This window comes from Burkholderia sp. Bp9140 (assembly GCF_003853425.1).
In the GTDB taxonomy this organism is placed as follows: domain Bacteria; phylum Pseudomonadota; class Gammaproteobacteria; order Burkholderiales; family Burkholderiaceae; genus Burkholderia.
Genome location: NZ_QTPQ01000039.1, coordinates 45,096 through 63,824 on the forward strand (window position 1 = coordinate 45,096; position 18,729 = coordinate 63,824).

General features: G+C 67.4%; 16 protein-coding genes. 7 read left to right on the top strand and 9 right to left on the bottom strand.

Annotation, left to right across the window (positions count from 1 at the left end):
- Positions 1–30 precede the first annotated feature (30 nt).
- The gene (locus DIE21_RS28320; RefSeq protein ID WP_124500772.1) at positions 31–1,251 is read right to left on the bottom strand and encodes a cupin domain-containing protein; all 1,221 of its coding nucleotides are present in this window, start codon (positions 1,249–1,251) and stop codon (positions 31–33) included.
- A 32-nt stretch (positions 1,252–1,283) separates the two neighbouring features.
- On the opposite strand from DIE21_RS28320, the gene DIE21_RS28325 reads away from it, so the two are divergent.
- Positions 1,284–1,832: a peptidylprolyl isomerase gene (locus tag DIE21_RS28325; protein WP_124500773.1), complete on the top strand. Its 549-nt coding sequence runs from the start codon at positions 1,284–1,286 to the stop codon at positions 1,830–1,832.
- Here DIE21_RS28325 and DIE21_RS28330 read toward each other — a convergent pair.
- The 4 genes from DIE21_RS28330 to DIE21_RS28345 form a co-directional block, all read right to left on the bottom strand.
- The gene (locus DIE21_RS28330; RefSeq protein WP_124500774.1) at positions 1,812–3,083 is read right to left on the bottom strand and encodes a hypothetical protein; all 1,272 of its coding nucleotides are present in this window, start codon (positions 3,081–3,083) and stop codon (positions 1,812–1,814) included. The two genes, DIE21_RS28325 and DIE21_RS28330, sit on opposite strands and share 21 nt — an antisense overlap.
- A complete protein-coding gene (gene mutS, locus DIE21_RS28335; protein WP_124500775.1) occupies positions 3,064–5,721 on the bottom strand; it encodes a DNA mismatch repair protein MutS in 2,658 nt (885 codons plus the stop codon). Before mutS ends, DIE21_RS28330 begins: the two co-directional genes overlap by 20 nt.
- Positions 5,722–5,930: 209 nt before the next feature.
- A complete protein-coding gene (locus tag DIE21_RS28340; RefSeq protein WP_124500776.1) occupies positions 5,931–7,553 on the bottom strand; it encodes an NAD(P)/FAD-dependent oxidoreductase in 1,623 nt (540 codons plus the stop codon).
- 312 nt (positions 7,554–7,865) lie between these two features.
- Positions 7,866–8,669, bottom strand: a complete 804-nt coding sequence (locus DIE21_RS28345) for an inositol monophosphatase family protein (protein ID WP_124500777.1) — start codon at positions 8,667–8,669, stop codon at positions 7,866–7,868.
- Positions 8,670–8,948: 279 nt separating this feature from the next.
- On the opposite strand from DIE21_RS28345, the gene DIE21_RS28350 reads away from it, so the two are divergent.
- Positions 8,949–9,770 carry an RNA methyltransferase gene (locus DIE21_RS28350; protein WP_124500778.1) on the top strand — a complete coding sequence of 274 codons (822 nt, stop codon included), beginning with the start codon at positions 8,949–8,951 and terminating at the stop codon, positions 9,768–9,770.
- Between the two features lie 291 nt (positions 9,771–10,061).
- Positions 10,062–10,835 carry a serine O-acetyltransferase gene (gene cysE, locus DIE21_RS28355; RefSeq protein ID WP_072437251.1) on the top strand — a complete coding sequence of 258 codons (774 nt, stop codon included), beginning with the start codon at positions 10,062–10,064 and terminating at the stop codon, positions 10,833–10,835.
- Positions 10,836–10,866: 31 nt separating this feature from the next.
- On the opposite strand, the gene DIE21_RS28360 is transcribed toward cysE, so the two are convergent.
- The 4 genes from DIE21_RS28360 to DIE21_RS28375 all read right to left on the bottom strand — a co-directional run bounded on the left by DIE21_RS28360 (position 10,867) and on the right by DIE21_RS28375 (position 13,611).
- Positions 10,867–11,667, bottom strand: a complete 801-nt coding sequence (locus DIE21_RS28360) for a UDP-2,3-diacylglucosamine diphosphatase (RefSeq protein WP_124500779.1) — start codon at positions 11,665–11,667, stop codon at positions 10,867–10,869.
- 26 nt (positions 11,668–11,693) lie between these two features.
- A complete protein-coding gene (locus DIE21_RS28365) occupies positions 11,694–12,185 on the bottom strand; it encodes a peptidylprolyl isomerase (protein WP_006483987.1) in 492 nt (163 codons plus the stop codon).
- A gap of 88 nt (positions 12,186–12,273) precedes the next feature.
- Positions 12,274–12,849: a peptidylprolyl isomerase gene (locus tag DIE21_RS28370; protein WP_124500780.1), complete on the bottom strand. Its 576-nt coding sequence runs from the start codon at positions 12,847–12,849 to the stop codon at positions 12,274–12,276.
- 39 nt (positions 12,850–12,888) lie between these two features.
- Complete coding sequence (locus DIE21_RS28375; protein WP_185640709.1) at positions 12,889–13,611, bottom strand: tetratricopeptide repeat protein; 723 nt, start codon at positions 13,609–13,611, stop codon at positions 12,889–12,891.
- A gap of 234 nt (positions 13,612–13,845) precedes the next feature.
- Between DIE21_RS28375 and cysS the strand changes: the two genes are divergently transcribed.
- The 4 genes from cysS (at position 13,846) to tilS (ending at position 18,680) form a co-directional block, all read left to right on the top strand.
- Positions 13,846–15,246 (top strand): cysteine--tRNA ligase, encoded by a 1,401-nt coding sequence (gene cysS, locus DIE21_RS28385; RefSeq protein WP_124500781.1) that lies wholly within the window; start codon positions 13,846–13,848, stop codon positions 15,244–15,246.
- Positions 15,247–15,289: 43 nt separating this feature from the next.
- Complete coding sequence (locus DIE21_RS28390) at positions 15,290–16,159, top strand: DNA-3-methyladenine glycosylase (protein ID WP_124500782.1); 870 nt, start codon at positions 15,290–15,292, stop codon at positions 16,157–16,159.
- Positions 16,160–16,258: 99 nt separating this feature from the next.
- Complete coding sequence (locus tag DIE21_RS28395; RefSeq protein WP_124500783.1) at positions 16,259–17,230, top strand: acetyl-CoA carboxylase carboxyltransferase subunit alpha; 972 nt, start codon at positions 16,259–16,261, stop codon at positions 17,228–17,230.
- 43 nt (positions 17,231–17,273) lie between these two features.
- A complete protein-coding gene (gene tilS, locus DIE21_RS28400; protein WP_124500784.1) occupies positions 17,274–18,680 on the top strand; it encodes a tRNA lysidine(34) synthetase TilS in 1,407 nt (468 codons plus the stop codon).
- Positions 18,681–18,729: the final 49 nt, after the last annotated feature.

Genomic DNA, 18,729 nt, shown 5'->3' on the forward strand with positions numbered 1-18,729 from the left:
TTGATCTGCACGGGCATACGGGACGACTCACTAAATCCGGTTTCCGACCCGTATCCAGCCCGCACAATACCACTCGTGCAGCAAGGCTGTCATTGAGGGAACCCGGGATAGTGTTACAAACCGTTTCGCCTCCATGTGGCGCAGATTGGCCAGTTCGGGCAGCCATTCGCTGGCTTGCTCGAGCGGTTCTTCCTCGCCATTAATGAAGTACGAGCGCGCGTTATACATCAATGCGGCCCTTCTGTCGAGATACACGCCTCGGCGTGACGCCTGCGTGACGAACGCGGCCTCGGACAGCGGGCGTGCCGGCGGCTCGAATACGACGTTCGATTTCGGCTCGCTCAGGTAGCAACCGAGGAATTCGGCGACGTCGCGCTTGCGCCAGCGGATCGCATCGACGATCTCGGCGACACGCTCGACCATCGCCGGCGGCAGTTGCGCAGGCGCGTCGACCGCCGGCTGTTTCGGGTCGCGATAGAGCGCGTCGCCGCGCTCGTCACGCAGGCCGCCGCGTTCCGCGAGGTAGTACAGGAATTGTGCGCCCAGTTCGCCGGCGGACGGGGCCCGAAAGCCGATCGAGCAGGTCATGCATTCGCCTTCGGCCACGCCGTCGTGCGCGATGTGCGGCGGCAGGTACAGCATGTCGCCCGGCTCCAGCAACCATTCGTCGCTCGGCTCGAAATGCTCGAGAATCTTCAGCGGCACGTCCGGCTGCAGCGACAGGTCCTTCTGCGCGCCGATGCGCCAGCGGCGGCGGCCCTCGACCTGCAGCAGGAACACGTCGTACGAGTCGAAGTGCGGGCCCACGCCGCCGCCGTCCGTCGCGTACGAAATCATCAGGTCGTCGAGGCGCGCGTCCGGGACGAAGCGGAAGCGGTCGAGCAGCGCGCGTGCCGCGTCGACGTGCAGGTCGAGCCCCTGGACGAGCAAGGACCAGGACTTGCGCGACACGGCGGGCAGCGCGCCCGGCTCGAACGGACCGTGCGCCAGTTGCCACTTGTTACGAAAATGGGTGATCAGTCGCGATTCGGCATCATAGTCGGCTGCCAGCTCGAACAGCGCGTCGCGCGTGACCGGCGGCTTCACGCCGGGGATCGCCTGGCGGATCAGCAGCGGCTTCTTCTGCCAGTAGCGGCGCATGAACTGCGCTGGCGAGAGACCGCCGAGCAGCGGCGTGGGAAGATCGGAGGGCGGCGCGCCGAGCGGGGTGGCAGCGGCATCCCGCGGTTCGGCTTGAGACCGGTTGCGCATCGTATAATGAGATTTGTATTTGGGAGAATTGGATGAAAATCGCAAAAAACACCGTCGTGTCGGTCACTTACAAGCTGTCGGATGCGCAAGGCAATCTGATCGAGGAAAGTGACGAGCCGATGGTCTATCTGCACGGCGGCTATGATGGCACGTTCCCCAAGATCGAGGAACAGCTCGACGGCCACGAGCCCGGTTACCAGGCGCAGATTCAGCTCGAGCCGCAGGACGCGTTCGGCGACTACGATCCCGAACTCGTGAAAATCGAGCCGCGCGACCGTTTTCCCGAGCCGCTCGAAGTGGGCATGCAGTTCGAAGGCACGCCGGAAGACGGCGACGAGGAAGTGGATTCGCTGATCTACACGGTCACCGACGTCGCCGAAGACAAGGTCGTGCTCGACGGCAACCACCCGCTCGCGGGCATGGCGCTGCGTTTCGCGCTCACGGTCAAGGACGTTCGCGAAGCGACCGAGGACGAGATCGAGCATGAGCACGCGCACGGCGCGGAAGGCCTCGAAATCGTCGACGAAGACGAGGACGAAGACGAGGACGGCGACACGCCGTCAGGGCGTACCCTGCACTGAACTGGCAGGCAGGCCCGGCGCCGGCCCTGAAGCAGGGGGCGGCGCGGGCCACGAGGCGCCGCCCGGCGTCGTGCCGTCGCCCTGCAGCGGCGGCGCGACCGACGACGAGTCGGGCAGTGCCGGCAAGGCCGGGATTTCGGGCATCTGCGGCAGCGGGACATCGTCACGCGGCACGGCCGGCAGCGTGGGCGGGATCGGCAGGTTCTTCGGGACGTCCTGCAAGCTGACATTGAAGATCGTCTGACGGGCCGGCGACACGCTGACCTTCACCCATTGATTCGCCGGATGACGCGGTCCGATCGCGACGCGCGTCACATTTCCCACCAGCACACCGTCGTCCGCATGCAGCGGGCGATCGATCAGGAAGCCGTTCGCAAGCGGCTCGCTGCTCGCGTGCATCACCAGGATCGGGCCGCGGAAAGTCGCTGCCGCCTTCACCAGCGTTCGTTTCAGCTCACGGAAGCCGTCGCGGACGCGCGGCCGGTTGAAGCGCAGCCATGCAAAGCGTTCGGCGCGCTCATAGCGATCGAATTGCGGATCGCCTTCGAAAATCACCACCATTGCGCGCGCTTCGCGCCGCTTCGCATATTCGGCCGCATGGTCGATCCAGAAGCCGTTCGCGATGATGCGGTCCTCGAATTCGCCGTTGCGGCCGCCGGCCGTCAGGTAATGGTTGTTCGGCGCCGGTGCGTTCAGCGCGACGTAGACGACGTCGTCGTGCATCCAGCGCGCGTTTTCGCGATAGGGCCGGAACCGCGCGACTTCGCTTTCGCGCGTGATCTGCAGCGCGCCGGGGTCGGGCAGCGCTGCGTCGGCAAGCAGCGTCTGGCGCAGGAAGTCCAGGCGTTCGACCGGGTCGTAGCCACCGCCGGCCGCCGTATTGCACGTCACCCAGTCGTCGTGGCCGGGAATGAACACGAGCGGCACGCGCGACGCGTCCAGGATCGCGCCGCGCTGCGTGTACAGCGAGTCGCGGCACGCTTCCTTCGCACCCTTGAGGTCGCCCGCATAGACGACGAAGGCCAGGTTGCGCTCGCGCGCGATCGACTCGAACAGCCGCTGAGCGGCCGGCTCGTCGGCCGGCACGTCGATCACGCCCGACACGACCGCGAACGAGTAGGGTGCGGCGGCACGCTTGGGCGGCGCCGCCAGCGCGCCGGCCTGCGTCAGCACGAGCACCGCCGCGACCAGCGCGGCGGCGGCGCGGGCCGGCCGGCCCGGCGGGACGCGTTTACGCGTGCCCGTCGGCATCGTGCGAGCGGAGGAGCGTGCGCAGCTCGTACAGCAGGTCGAGTGCTTCGCGCGGCTTGAGGTCGTCGGGATCGATGTCGCGCAGCTTTTCGAGCGCCGGATGCGGGATATCGGACGGCGCCGGCGCTTCCGCGCATTCGAATTCGTCGGCCGTGGCGGGCGGCGCGCTGAACAGGTCGAGCTGCGGCGTGTGCTGCGTGGCCGACTGCTGTTCGAGATACGCGAGATGCTTGCGAGCGGCGCGGATCACCGGCGCCGGCACGCCCGCGAGCTGCGCAACCTGCAGCCCGTAGCTCTGGTTCGCCGGGCCTTCGTTGACCGCGTGCAGGAACACGATGCCGTGGCCGTGCTCGACGGCCGACAGGTGGACGTTCGCAGCTTGCGGAAATTCGGCCGGCAATTGCGTCAGCTCGAAGTAGTGTGTCGCGAACAGCGTGTAGCAGCCGTTTTGCGCCAGCAGGTGGCGCGCAATGGCCCACGCAAGCGCGAGGCCGTCGAACGTCGACGTGCCGCGGCCGATTTCGTCCATCAGCACGAGGCTTTGCGGCGTCGCGTCGTTGAGGATCGCGGCGGCTTCGGTCATCTCGACCATGAAGGTCGAGCGGCCACCGGCGAGGTCGTCGGCCGCGCCGATCCGCGTGAAGATGCGGTCGATCGGGCCGAAGCAGGCCGACTTCGCGGGCACGTAGCTGCCGACGTATGCCATCAGCGCGATCAGCGCCGTCTGCCGCATGAACGTCGACTTGCCGCCCATGTTCGGGCCGGTGATCAGCAGCAGCTTGCGCTCGGCGCCGAACCGGCAGTCGTTCGCGATGAACTGCTCGACCTGCGCTTCGACGACCGGATGGCGACCCTGTTCGATCTCGATGCCGATTTCGTCAGTGAAGGCGGGGGCGACCCAGTCGAGCGTGCGGGCACGCTCGGCGAACGCGGCGAGCACGTCGAGCTCCGCGAGCGCCGACGCGACGCGCTGGCACTCGGGGATGAACGGCAGCAGCGCCTGCAGCACGCCGTCGTACAGCGCGCGCTCGCGGGCCAGCGCGCGCTCCTGCGCGGACAGCGCCTTGTCCTCGAAGGTCTTCAGTTCGGGCGTGATATAGCGCTCGGCGTTCTTCAGCGTCTGGCGGCGGCGATAGTCGTCGGGTACCTTGTCGGTCTGGCCGCGCGTGACCTCGATGTAGAAGCCGTGCACCTTGTTGTATTCGACGCGCAGGTTCGCGATGCCGGTGCGGGTGCGCTCGCGCGCCTCGAGATCGATCAGGAATTGGCCGCAGTTCTCGGAGATGTCGCGCAGCTCGTCGAGTTCCGCGTCGTAGCCGCGCGCGATCACGCCGCCGTCGCGCACCATCGCGGCCGGCTCGGGGGCGATCGCGCTCGTCAGCAGGTCGAGGCATTCGGCGGGCGGCGCGAGTGCCGCGTCGACGCGCATGAGCGCATCCGCGTTGGCGACGATCGCGCTGATGCGCTCGCGCAGTGCCGGCAGCGCGGCGAACGTATCGCGCAGGCTCGACAGGTCGCGCGGCCGCGCGGACAGCAGTGCGAGGCGCCCGGTGATCCGCTCGACGTCGGCGATCTGGCGCAGCGCGCTGCGCAGTGCGTCGAGGCTCGCGTTCGCGGGCGCATCGAGCAGCGCGCCGATCGCTTGCTGGCGCGACTGCGCGGCGACCGACGCGCGCGGCGGATGATGCAGCCAGTGACGCAGCAGGCGGCTGCCCATCGTCGTGCAGCAGGTGTCGAGCAGCGAGTACAGCGTCGGCGATTCGGTGCCGCGCAGCGTTTCGGTCAGCTCGAGGTTGCGGCGGGTCGCCGGATCGAGCCCGATGTATTCCGTTTCGTTCTCGACCTTCAGGCTGCGCACGTGACGCAGTTGCTGGCCCTGCGTGGCTGCCGCGTACAGTAGCAGCGCGCCCGCGGCGCCGCACGCGCTCGTCAGCGAATGCGCGCCGAAGCCGTCGAGGCCGGCGACGTCGAGCTGGTCGCACAGGCGCTGCGTGCCCGATGCGATGTCGAAGTGCCATGCCGGCACGCGCTTGATCGCGCCGGCGCCCGCGGGCACCGCGTCGGTCGTGCCGTCCGCCGTCAGGATCTCGGCCGGGCGGATGCGTTCGAGCGCGGCGCCGAGCTGGTCGGGTTCGATTTCGGCGAGCCGCAGCGCGCCGCTCGCGAGGTTCAGCCACGCGAGGCCGATGTTGACCGCGACGCCGCGCTTGTTGTGGCCCGTGCACATCGCGAGCAGGTAGACGTCGTTCTTGTCGGACAGCAGTGCGGCATCGGTCAGCGTGCCGGGCGTGACGACGCGCACGACCTTGCGCTCGACCGGCCCCTTCGACGTGGCGGGGTCGCCGATCTGCTCGCAGATCGCGACCGATTCGCCCATCTTCACGAGCTTCGCCAGATACTGTTCGACCGCGTGATGCGGGACGCCGGCCATCTTGATCGGCGTGCCGGCCGATGCGCCGCGCTGCGTGAGGGTCAGGTCGAGCAGGCGCGCGGCTTTCTCCGCGTCTTCGAAGAACAGCTCGTAGAAGTCGCCCATCCGGTAGAAGACGAGCGTGTCGGGGTGATCGGCCTTGATGCGCAGGTACTGCTGCATCATCGGAGTGTGGCCAGCAAAGGCCTCGGGCGACAGCGTGGTCATAGATCCGGCGTAAAGTTGTTGCTTGAGTTGCCCGAGTTTACCAGTGGCTTCGGTGCACAAGCGCGAAGTTCGCCGTTCGGCCAGTTGTCGGAGATCGCGATAGGCGGCGGTCAGCCCGATACGGCGATTTGATGTCGTTCCCGGGCAGGCATTGAAATGCCGGCGTCACCCGGCGCACGGACCTTCGTGCGCCGAGTCTCGCCAGCCAGTCAGGACGCGTGCGCCGACATCAGATCGAGCGCCACCGCCTGCGCGACTTCGATACCGTCGATGGCCGCCGAGTAGATGCCACCCGCATACCCGGCGCCTTCACCGGCCGGATACAGCCCTTCGACGTTCACGCTCTGGTAATCGTCCTTGCGTCGAATGCGGATCGGCGACGACGTGCGCGTCTCCACGCCGGTGAGCACCGCATCGTGCATCGCGAAGCCCGCGATCTTCTTGTCGATCTGTGGCAGCGCTTCACGAATGGCTTCGATCACGTAGTCGGGGAGCGCGGTGCTGAGATCGGTCGGGCGCACGCCCGGCTTGTACGACGGCACCACGGAGCCCAGCGACGTCGACGGCCGGCCGGCGATGAAATCCCCGACCAGCTGGCCCGGCGCGCTGTAATCGCCGCCGCCGAGTTCGAACGCGCGCTCTTCCCACTTGCGCTGGAACGCGATGCCCGCGAGCGGGCCGCCCGGATAGTCTTCCGGCGTGATGCCGACGACGATGCCCGCGTTCGCGTTGCGCTCGGCGCGGGAATACTGGCTCATGCCGTTGGTGACCACGCGGCCCGGCTCGGAGGTTGCCGCGACCACCGTGCCGCCCGGGCACATGCAGAAGCTGTAGACCGCGCGTCCGTTGCTGCAGTGATGGACCACCTTGTAGTCGGCCGCGCCGAGTTGCTTGTGGCCCGCAAACTTGCCGAAGCGGCTGCGATCGATCACCCCTTGCGGATGTTCGATCCGGAAACCCAGCGAGAACGGCTTCGCTTCGACGTAGACGCCGCGATCGTGCAGCATCTGGAACGTGTCGCGCGCGCTGTGGCCCACGGCCAGCACGACGTGGTCGCAGCGGAGCGTTTCGCCGTTCGACAGCTTCAGCGAGCGCACCTTGCCCTGATCGATGTCGATGTCCTCGACCCGGGTTTCGAAGCGCACTTCGCCGCCCAGTTCGTGGATGTTCGCGCGCATCTTTTCCACCATGCTGACGAGGCGGAACGTGCCGATGTGCGGCCGGCTCAGATACAGGATGTCTTCCGGTGCGCCGGCCTTGACGAATTCGTCGAGCACCTTGCGACCGTAGTGGTGCGGATCCTTGATCTGGCTGTACAGCTTGCCGTCGGAAAACGTCCCGGCGCCGCCTTCGCCGAACTGCACGTTGGACTCGGGATTGAGGACGCTCTTGCGCCACAGGCCGAAGGTGTCCTTGGTGCGCTCGCGCACGGCCTTGCCGCGTTCGAGGATGATGGGGCGGAAACCCATCTGCGCGAGGATCAGGCCCGCAAACAGGCCGCACGGCCCCATGCCGATGACGACCGGGCGCAGGAAGTCGCCGTGCTCGGGCGCCTTTGCGACGAAGTGGTACGCCATGTCGGGCGTGACGCCGCAATGCGGCGTGCCGGCGAGTCGTGCAAGCACGGCCGCTTCGTCCTTGACCTCGACATCGACGATATACGTGAGCTTGATGTCGGAGCGCTTGCGCGCATCGTGCGCACGGCGGAACACCGTATAACGGAGGAGGCCGTCTGCCGCCACGCCAAGTTCCTCGAGGCGCGCGCGAATCGCGGCTTCCAGGGCGCTCTCGGGGTGGTCGAGCGGGAGTTTAAGTTCGCTTAGCCGTAACATGAATATTCGGATACGGTCGCCACGAAGTCGTGGCGGTGTTGAGACGGGCGGGGGCCGGCGTGCAGGCCGCGTGCGCTGCCCGGGCATCCCGGAAGCCGATCATTCGCCATCGGAAAGCGCGGTAGGCGCGGTACGCGCGGCGGCACACCCAGGCCGGACCACTCGGCAATGTCGGGACGGACGCCTGAAGCAACCCCTGCGTAGAGAAGATTACCTTGCCTCCCGGACAACCGGAAGGCAACGCGCGCTCCATCGTGACGGTGCCGGCGAGTGGTTGATGCGAAAGCCGCGCCGCACGGGCGCGGCCCTGGCTTACTCCGCTGCCGGATGCAGGCGGCTGTAGCGGTTCAGGATCGGGATCATCTGCGCGTAGATCTTCGGGTTCGCCGCGACGATCTCATGGCGATGCAGGAAGTCTGCGTCGCCCGTGTAGTTGCCGACGAGGCCGCCGGCTTCGGTGATCAGCAGGCTGCCCGCCGCCATGTCCCACACGTTGATGCCTTGCTCGAAGAACGCGTCGAGACGGCCGGCCGCGACGTTCGCAAGGTCGAGTGCGGCCGCGCCCGGACGGCGCAGGCCCGTACAGGCCTGCGTCATTTCGGTGAACAGTCGCGCGTATGCGTCGAGGCCGTCCTTCTCGCGGAACGGGAAGCCCGTGCCGACCAGCGCGTCTGCCAGGCGGTCGCGGCGGCCCACGCGGATGCGGCGGTCGTTCAGGTACGCGCCGCGGCCGCGGGTGGCCGTGAACAGGTCGTTCTTGTTCGGATCGTAGACGACGGCCTGCGTGACGACGCCCTTGTGCTCGAGCGCGATCGACACGCAGTAGTACGGGAAGCCGTGGATGAAGTTGGTCGTGCCGTCGAGCGGATCGATGATCCACTTGAATTCGGATTCGTTCTCCGATTCGCCCGATTCTTCCGCGAGGATCGCATGGTCGGGGTAGGCGGTCTTCAGCGTCTCGATGATCGCCTCTTCGGCGGCCTTGTCCACTTCGGTGACGAAGTCGTTCTGCTGCTTCTTGCGGATCTCGATCAGGTCGAGGTCGAGGGAGGCACGGTTGATGATCTGTCCGGCGCGGCGCGCAGCCTTGACAGCAATGTTGAGCATGGGATGCATGAGCCTGGATCCTGTAGCCGGCGGCACGGGCCGCCACGAAGTGGAACACGCCGCCTGGAACGGCGCAAACGTGCCGGGCGGGATGAGACGCGAATTGACAAAGAGCGGGGTACGACCCGCGCCGCACGGGATGCGACGCGTAAACACATGATTTTACCCGATTTTCGAGCGTTTCAGGTGGCCCGAGTGCGGGGAAACCCCACTGGCCGTCCGGACGAGTGGGTTTGCCGGGGCGAAGGCGATACCATACTGCCATTCCGATGAGCCGAGTCGTATGTAGTGGAAACTCCGCAGAACCCCGCCGCGCCGTCCGAACCGGGCGCGGCCATGTCCCGGCTGCCGTCCGGCGGCTTCACGTCCACCCGTTTCGTGCTCGTCGAGCCGAGCCACCCCGGCAACGTCGGCGCGGCCGCTCGCGCGCTGAAGACGATGGGTTTCTCCAGGCTCGTGCTGGTCGCGCCGCGCGTGCCGCACGTGCAGAGCGACCCCGAGGCGATCGCGATGGCGAGTGGCGCCGACGACGTCCTGGCGTCCGCGCATGTCGTGCCCACGCTCGGCGACGCGCTGTCCGGCGTCCACTGGTCGATCGCGCTGACCGCGCGCACGCGCGAATACGGGCCGCCGCGCCTTGCGCCGCGCGCGGCCGCCGAGCAGGCGTGCATGCAGGTCGGCACCGGCGACATCGCGCTCGTGTTCGGCAACGAGCGCACGGGCCTCGCGAACGAGCACGTCGAGCAGTGCAGCGTGCTCGCGCACATTCCGGCGAATCCGGCCTACAGCTCGCTGAACCTCGCGCAGGCCATACAGGTGCTCGCGTATGAGCTGCGCGTCGCGTTCCTGGAGCAGGGGGGCGAGCCGCACCAGGCGCAGGCCGAGGCCGGCACGCTTGCGCAGAGCGACGAGATCGAGCGGATGTACGCGCACCTCGAGAACGCGCTGATCGCGCTCGATTTCCTCGACCCGCGCAACCCGAAGAAGCTGATGCCGCGGTTGCGGCGCCTGTTCGCGCGCACCGGTCTCGAGCGCGAGGAAGTCAACATCCTGCGCGGCATCGCGAAGCACATCCTGCTGAAGTCCGGTACGCCTGACGGCGACGCGTAAGCGGCCGGACCGTCGGCTGCCGGGCGCTCAGGCGTTCGGTGCTGCTGCATATCCGCCTGCGCGGCCGCGTTGTATCGGCCGTCCGATGGCTGCGCCCCGGCACGCGCGAATCCACGCGGATCGTGCTGCCCGAGTCACAACAAGGGTCCCGCGCGAATACCCGCGCCGCCGGCGGGGTGAACGCGCGACGTTGTGCGGCCGGGCGCGAGTGGCCCTACAATCGCCGGACGTCATAAGCAAATTACCCGGCGCGATAACGGCCGGCCTTTTCCCCCCAGCCCAGACCAGATCATGTTCACAAGACTGCGCGAAGACGTTGCGACGATTCGCGAGCGGGATCCCGCCGCTCGCAGTGCCTGGGAAGTGCTGACCTGTTATCCGGGGCTGCACGCGCTCGTGCTGCATCGTTTCGCGCATGCGTGCTGGCGCGCGAAACGCTACTGGCTCGCACGTTTCGCGTCGCAGGCCGGGCGCTTCCTGACGGGGATCGAGATTCACCCGGGCGCGACGATCGGCCGGCGCGTGTTCATCGATCACGGGATGGGTGTCGTGATCGGCGAAACCGCGATCATCGGTGACGACTGCACGATCTATCAGGGCGTGACGCTCGGCGGCACGTCGCTCACGCGCGGCGCGAAGCGCCATCCGACGCTCGAGGCCGGCGTGATCGTCGGCGCGGGCGCGAAGGTGCTCGGCGGTTTCACGGTCGGTGCGGGCGCGAAGATCGGTTCGAACGCGGTCGTCGTGAAGCCGGTACCGGCAGGCGGCACCGCGGTCGGCAATCCGGCGCGCATCGTGATGCCGGCGCAACCGAAGCCGCAGCCCGAGCGCGCCGCGTTCTGCGCATACGGGATCACACCGAACGCGGACGACCCGATGTCACTCGCGATTCACGGGCTGATCGATCACGCGGCGAAGGAAAGCCGGCGCGTCGACGAGATCGTCGCGGCGCTCGAGCGACTCGGCACGCATCTGGAAACGTTGCAGGGCGCGGACGCGGCGCGCCTCGACCTGCGCAGGCTGTCGGCGGTGCTGGAAGGCAAGGCGGTCGAGCGCCAGTCGTAACGCGGCGCTGCCGCCAGCGCCGCCGATCGCGTCAGTCGAGCGGCATCGCGTGGATGCCTTCGGCGTCGACGCGCAGATAGCCACCGCGCCGCATGCCGTGGTCGAGATCCCAGTCGGGCAGTACCCAGCGAATCCCGCCTGGTTCGACGTGGCACGCGGGGCGATGCGTGTGGCCGTGAATGATCACGCTGGCGCGGCTCTTCCGGAACAGCGCGGCCACGCCTTCACGCGTGACGTCGTAGATCGCCGAAACCGGGCGCATCCGGCCCGCTTCGCTGTTCGAGCGCATCCGCTGCGCGAGCGCGCGGCGCCAGCGGAACGGCCAGGCGAGAAACAGTGCCTGCGCGACGCGATTGCGGGCAAACCGGCGAAATACCTGATAACCGCGATCGGCCGTGCATTGCGCGTCGCCGTGGGCGAGCACGATGCGCTGGCCGAACGCCATGATCAGCGCCGGGTCGGGCAGCAGCATCGCGCCGGCCGCCTTCATGAAGCGCCGGCCGAGCAGGAAATCGCGGTTGCCGTGCATCACGTAGAGTGCGATGCCGCGCTCGGAGAACGTATGCATCAGCGCGGCCATGCGTGCCGCGAACGGATCGTCGTCGAGCACGTCGTCGCCGATCCAGTATTCAAACAGGTCGCCGAGGATGAACACCGAGTCGGCGCTGTCGGCGGTGTATTTCACGAAATGCTCGAACGCGGCGACCGTCTTCGGAATCGCCTCGCTCAGGTGCAGATCGGAGAGAAACAGGAACGGGCGTGCGGCTTGCGCGTATTCGCGCTCGCCCGGCACGCCCGCGGAGACGCTTCGCGGCGGACTCTCCTGCAACATCGAAGTGCCTCCGTAACAACCGTGGGTCAGACCACCACGGCCTTTTCGATCACGACATCGTCGGTCGGGACGTCCTGGTGGAAGCCCGCGTTGCCCGTCTTGACGCCCTTGATCTTGTCGACCACGTCCTGGCCTTCGACGACCTTGCCGAACACTGCGTAGCCCCAGCCCTGCGGCGTCGGCGACGAGTGGTTCAGGAAGTCGTTGTCGTTCACGTTGATGAAGAACTGTGCGGTCGCCGAGTGCGGATCGTTCGTACGCGCCATCGCGATCGTGTAGTTGTCGTTCTTCAGGCCGTTGTTCGCTTCGTTGTCGATCGGCGCGTCGGTCGGCTTCTGCTTCAGGCCCGGTTCGAAGCCGCCGCCTTGAATCATGAAGCCGTTGATCACGCGATGGAACACCGTGCCGTCATAGTGGCCCTTCTTCACGTAGTTGAGGAAGTTCTCGACCGTCTTCGGTGCCTTCGCGGCGTCCAGCTCGAGCTTGATCACGCCGTGGTTCGTGTGCAGTTCAACCATGATGAATCCCTTCGGTAAGGCGGTTTAAATGGCACGCGGCCGGTCGTGCGACGCGGCCGCGTGTGGCGCCGGACGTGCCGGCAGGTGCTTATTTCGAGACGATGCTGGCCGATTCGATCAGGACCGGCTGGGCCGGCACGTCCTGCATCGGGCCGCGCGAGGTCGTCGCCACGCCTTCGATCTTCTTCACGACGTCGAGGCCCGACACGACCTTGCCGAACACCGCATAGCCGTTGCCGTCCGGGTTCGGGTAGTCGAGGCCGCTGTTGTCGACCGTGTTGATGAAGAACTGCGCGGTGGCCGAGTTCGGATCGCTGGTACGCGCCATCGCGATCGTGCCCGTCAGGTTCTTCAGACCATTGCGGCTTTCCAGCGGGATCGGCGCGCGGGTCGGCTTCTCCTCGAAGCTGCTCTTGTAGCCGCCGCCCTGGATCATGAAGCCCTTGATCACGCGATGGAAGATCGTGCCGTTGTACTGGCCGGCCTTCACGTAATCGAGGAAGTTGGCGACCGTTTTCGGCGCTTTCTCCGGGTAGAGCTCGACACGGATGTCGCCCTGCGAGGTCTTCAGCTGCACGACGGGGTGCGCGGTAGCCGATTGCGCGAAAGCAGGCGCGCTCGCGAGAAGGGCGGCGCCGCCAAGCGCCAGCAACAGACGTTTCATTGCGATCCTCAGGTTGGGAGGGAAGGAAGGTTGCGCCGCTTACTGCGACGGCGCGACGTACGGCGCCGCCAGCGCACCGGACGGACCGTTGAACTGGAACGTCGGCGACATCGGCAGCGTGGTGGTGCTCACGTTCGCGGCGGCGCGATCGGTGTACGCGCGCGTGGCCGGCGTGACGGTGCGCGCGTTCGGTGCCGCCTTCGGCGGCGACACGATCTTCTGCAGGTCGGCGAGGCGCTGCGCGGTCGCGCCGCTCGTGCGGCCGAGCGATTGCGCGCGCTTGTACGATTCGGCCGCGAGGCGCAGGTAGAGGTCGCCGAGGTTCTCGTACGCGAGCGAGTAGCTCGGGTTCGATTGCGTCGCGGTGACGAGCGCGCTGCGCGCTTCGTCGTAGCGGCCGTGCTTCGCGTAGAGCGCAGCGAGGTTGTTGTACGGTTCGGGCAGTTCGGGGTAGGCCTGCGTAATCGCGACGAACTGCTGGATCGCGTCGTCGTCGCGGTTCAGGCGGGCGAGCACGGTGCCGCGCTTGAACTGCGCCTGCACGTCGTGCGGATTCGCCGCGATGCGCGCGTCGAGTTGCGCGAGCGCCTGCTTCCACTGCTTGCCGGTGATCGACGCGTCGATTTCGGGCGTGCCGTCGGCGGTGGCCGGGGCCTTTTGCGCATGTGCCGAGGGGGCCGCGAAAAGCGTTAGCGCGACGCCCATGACGGCGGTCGCAACGAGGGTCGCAGCGCTCGGCGCGCGGCCGCGATGAGGTTTCATAGGCGTAAATCGGAATGTTATACTCCGAGCCATTCTAACAAAACGTCTGCGCGTTCCGGCGAGCGGCAGACAGTCTTTCTTTGCCTCTCGTGGCCGTCACCGCTGTGCTTGCAGCCTGACCGCCCCATGTGATATCGAGGACGCCCGGTGTCGTGCTGCGGCAGAGGGTCCGTCCGTTTCGCATGCAGGGCGAGCTTCGCCAGGGCGGTTTCCTTCGGCTCACGGTTCATCTCTATGGAATCACTGCGCATCTACAACACGCTCGCGCGTGACAAGCAAGTTTTCGTGCCGCGCCAGTCCGGCGAAGTGCGGATGTACGTATGCGGGATCACCGTCTACGACTATTGTCACGTGGGCCACGCGCGCATGCTGGTCGTGTTCGACCTCGTCCAGCGCTGGCTGCGTGCGATCGGCTATCGCGTCACGTACGTGCGCAACATCACCGACATCGAGGACAAGATCATCCGCCGCGCGGTCGAGAACGGCGAGACGATCAAGTCGCTGACCGACCGGTTCATCGGCGCGATGCACGAGGATGAAGCCGCGCTCGGCATCCAGCGGCCCGACATCGAGCCGCGCGCGACGCAGTTCATTCCGCAGATGCTCGGGATGATCGAGCAGCTCGAGGCGAACGGCTACGCGTACCAGGCGACCGACGGCGACGTCAATTATTCGGTGCGCAAGTTCGCGAACTACGGGAAGCTGTCGGGCAAGTCGCTCGACGACCTGCGCGCGGGCGAACGCGTCGCCGCGAACGACGCGAAGCAGGATCCGCTCGATTTCGTGTTGTGGAAGCGCGCGAAGGCGGAAGATCCGGAAGGCGCGTCGTGGGCATCGAAGTACGGGATGGGCCGGCCGGGCTGGCACATCGAATGCTCCGCGATGGGCTGCACGCTGCTCGGCGAGCATTTCGACATCCACGGCGGCGGGCAGGACCTGCAATTCCCGCACCACGAGAACGAGATCGCGCAAAGCGAAGGCGCGACCGGCCAGACGTTCGTCAATTACTGGATGCACAACGGCTTCGTGCAGGTCGACAACGAGAAGATGTCGAAATCGCTCGGCAACTTCTTCACGATCCGCGAGGTGCTCGAGCGGTACGACGCCGAGGTCATGCGCTTCTTCATCGTGCGCACGCACTACCGGTCGCCGCTCAATTACAGCGACGTGCATCTCGACGATGCGCGCGCGTCGCTCACGCGCCTGTACACGGCGCTGAAGGATGTCCAGCCCGACACGCTCGCGCTCGACTGGAACGAGCCGCATGCGCGGCGTTTCGCGGCCGCGATGAACGACGACATCAATACGCCGGTCGCCGTGGCGACGCTGTTCGAGCTGGCGGGCGAGGTCAATCGCACGGGCGATGCGTCGCTCGCGCGGCAACTGAAGCAACTGGCGGGCCTACTCGGCCTGCTCGGCCGCGAACCGCGCGCGTTCCTGCAGCAGGGCGCCGGTGCCGCCGCGCAGGCAGGCGGGCTCGCAGCCGACGAAATCGAAGCGAAGATCGCCGCGCGCGTCGCGGCGAAGCAAGCGAAGGACTATGCCGAAGCGGACCGGATTCGGGCGGAACTGCTCGACGCCGGCATCGCACTTGAAGACAAACCGGGCGGATCGACCGAATGGCGTCGCGTATGAGCGCGGTGCGTTCCACTGACCGATCCGTCAGGTAGGAGGCAAGATGGCAACGGCCAGAAAAGCGCCGGTCAGGCGTGCGACTCCGGTCGCCGTGCGTCCGGCAGCCAAGCGCGCGCCGGCGGCGAAGGCGGACGCGACGCGCGCCGTGCCGAACGGCGCGCTCAACGGTCATGCGAAGCCCGCACGGGCGAAGGGCGCGGATGCGGCGCAGCCGGAGGTCGCGATGGCAGCCGCCGACGCGGCCCGCAAGGTGCGTGCATCCGATGCGGCAGCCGACGGCGCCGATGGCGTCGTGCGTCCCGCATACTGGGATAAGGCGTGCGCCGATCTCGTCAAGCGCGACCGCATCCTGAAGAAGCTGATCCCGAAGTTCGGGCCCGCGCATCTCGTGAAGCGCGGCGACCCGTTCGTCACGCTCGCGCGTTCGGTCGTCGGCCAGCAGATCTCGGTGCCGTCCGCGCAGGCGCTGTGGGCGCGCATCGAGGATGCGTGTCCGAAACTCGCACCGCAGCCGGTCATCCGGCTCGGCGCGGACAAGCTGATCGCGTGCGGACTGTCGAAGCGCAAGACGGAATACATTCTCGATCTCGCGCAACACTTCGTGTCCGGCGCGCTGCACGTCGACAAATGGACGTCGATGGACGACGAGGACGTGATCGCGGAACTCACGCAGATCCGCGGCATCAGTCGCTGGACGGCCGAGATGTTCCTGGTCTTCAACCTGTCGCGGCCGGACGTGCTGCCGCTCGACGATCCGGGCCTGATCCGCGCGATCAGCGTCAATTACTTCAGCGGGGAGCCCGTCACGCGCAGCGAGGCGCGCGAAGTGGCCGCCAACTGGGAGCCGTGGCGTACCGTCGCGACCTGGTACATGTGGCGCAGCCTCGACGCGCCTGACGCCGACGCCGATTGAAGGCTATCGGGTTTTAAACATCAATAGTTGAGAGCCGGTCTTGCATATCGCCCGCGCGGGTAGAATACGCGCTGCCGCAAGACCCAAGGATTCGAACACATGAAGACCACGTTTCTGGATTTCGAACAGCCGATCGCCGAACTCGAGGCCAAGATCGAAGAGCTGCGATTCGTGCAGGACGACTCGGCTGTCGATATTTCGGAAGAAATCGAGCGGCTGTCGAAGAAAAGCCAGCAACTGACGAAGGACCTCTACGCGAACCTGTCGCCGTGGCAGGTCTCGCAGATCGCGCGGCATCCGCAGCGTCCGTACACGCTCGATTACGTTGCGGAACTGTTTACCGATTTTCACGAACTGCATGGCGACCGCGCATTCGCGGACGATCTGTCGATCGTCGGCGGTCTCGCGCGCTTCGGCGGCCATCCGTGCATGGTGATCGGCCACCAGAAGGGCCGCGACACGAAGGAGCGCGCGGCGCGCAACTTCGGGATGCCGCGTCCGGAAGGCTATCGCAAGGCCGAACGGCTGATGCGTCTCGCCGAGAAGTTCGGGCTGCCGATCTTCACGTTCGTCGATACGCCGGGCGCATACCCCGGCATCGGCGCGGAAGAGCGCGGCCAGTCGGAAGCGATCGGCCACAACCTGTACGTGATGGCCGAACTGAAGACGCCGATCATCACGACCGTGATCGGCGAGGGCGGTTCGGGCGGTGCGCTCGCGATCGCCGTGGCCGACACCGTGATGATGCTGCAGTTCTCGACGTACTCGGTGATCTCGCCGGAAGGCTGCGCGTCGATTCTGTGGAAGAGCGCCTCGAAGGCGCCCGAGGCCGCGGAAGCGCTGGGCCTGACCGCTCATCGCCTGAAGGCGCTCGGCCTGATCGACAAGATCATCAACGAGCCGCTCGGCGGCGCGCACCGCGACCCGAAGGGCATGGCCGCGCTGCTGCGCCGCGCGCTCGCCGATTCGCTGCGCCAGTTCCAGGGCATGAGCATCGATGCGTTGCGCGAGCGCCGCTTCGAGCGCCTGATGGCCTACGGCAAGTTCAAGGAAACCACGCCCGGCGCATGACCGGCGTGTTCGCATCGCGCGCCGTCCGGCGCGCGTCCGTCTCGTGATCCCCCCGACCGAATTCTCCGCCGACCGCGTCGTACTCGATGCGGTCGGCGTTGCGCTTGCCGATCTGCCGGCCGATGCGCGCATCGCGATCGCGTACAGCGGCGGCCTCGACTCGACGGTGCTGCTCGACGCGGCCGTGCGCGTCGCGGGCGCGGCGCGCTGCGTCGCGCTGCACGTGCATCACGGCCTGAGCGCGAACGCCGACGCATGGGTCGCGCACGCGCAAGCGACGGCCGAACGACTCGGCGTCGCGTTCGAATCGGAGCGTGTCGACGTGCCGCGCGACAGCGGCCTCGGCATCGAGGCGAGCGCGCGCGAGCGCCGATATGCAGCGCTCGATGCGATGTGCGAACGTCATGGCGTGGCGGCGCTCTGGGTCGCGCAGCATGCGGACGACCAGGCCGAGACCGTCCTGCTGCAACTGCTGCGCGGGGCAGGGATCGCGGGCCTGGCCGCGATGGCGCCGCGCTATCGCCCCGACGGCGCGAGCGTCGAGCGCGTGCGCCCGCTGCTGCGATTGTTGCGAGCGCAACTGGAGCGCTATGCGGCGCAGCGCGCGCTCACGTGGATCGATGACGAATCGAACGACGACACGCGCTATGCGCGTAATGCATTGCGCATCGACGTGCTGCCGACGCTCGCCGTGCATTTCCCGGGCTTTCGCGATGCGCTGGGCCGTGCGGCCCAGCATGCGGCGGCCGCGCAGCGGCTGCTCGACGACCTGGCCGAACTGGATTTCGCCGGCGCCGCGCGCAACGAAGGCCGCGCACTGTCGCGCGATGCGCTGGTCGCGTTCGACGACACGCGCGGCGCGAACCTGCTGCGTTTCTGGATGCGCCGGCTCGGCCTGCCCGGTGCGTCGGCAGGCCGGCTCGCGAACATGATGCGGCAACTGCGCGCTGCGCACGACGCGCATGCGCTGCGGGTCGATCACGCGGGGCAGTGCCTGCGGCTCTATCGCGATATCGTGTACTGGGAGGCGGGCGACAGCGCCGAGCCGGCCGACGACGGCACCGGGACGCCGCGTCCCGAGTCTTCGCTTGCATGGGACGGACAAGAAGTCTGGCGCGTGCCGGCATGGCGCGGCACGTTCGTGTTCGCGCCGGCCGAGGCCCGCAGCGACGGGGCGGTGCCGGAGGCGCTGCTGCGCGGCGCGCCGCTCGCCGCGCGAGCCCGTGCGGGCGGCGAGCGGCTGCGTACGTCGCCCGGCGGCCCGGGACGCACGCTGAAGAACCTGTTCCAGGAGCGCGGCGTGCCGGCCTGGCAGCGCGACGTCCCGCTGCTGTTCGCGGGCGACCGGCTCGTCTACGTGCCGCGGCTCGGCGTGAATCATGGCGACGGGCTATCCGGCGACGGCGGGTGGCGCCGGATCGAATGGCGTCCCGACCTGCTGATCGCGTAGCGGCGGCACGCTTTCCGGCGCATGATCGCGCGCCGGTTTTCACCATTTG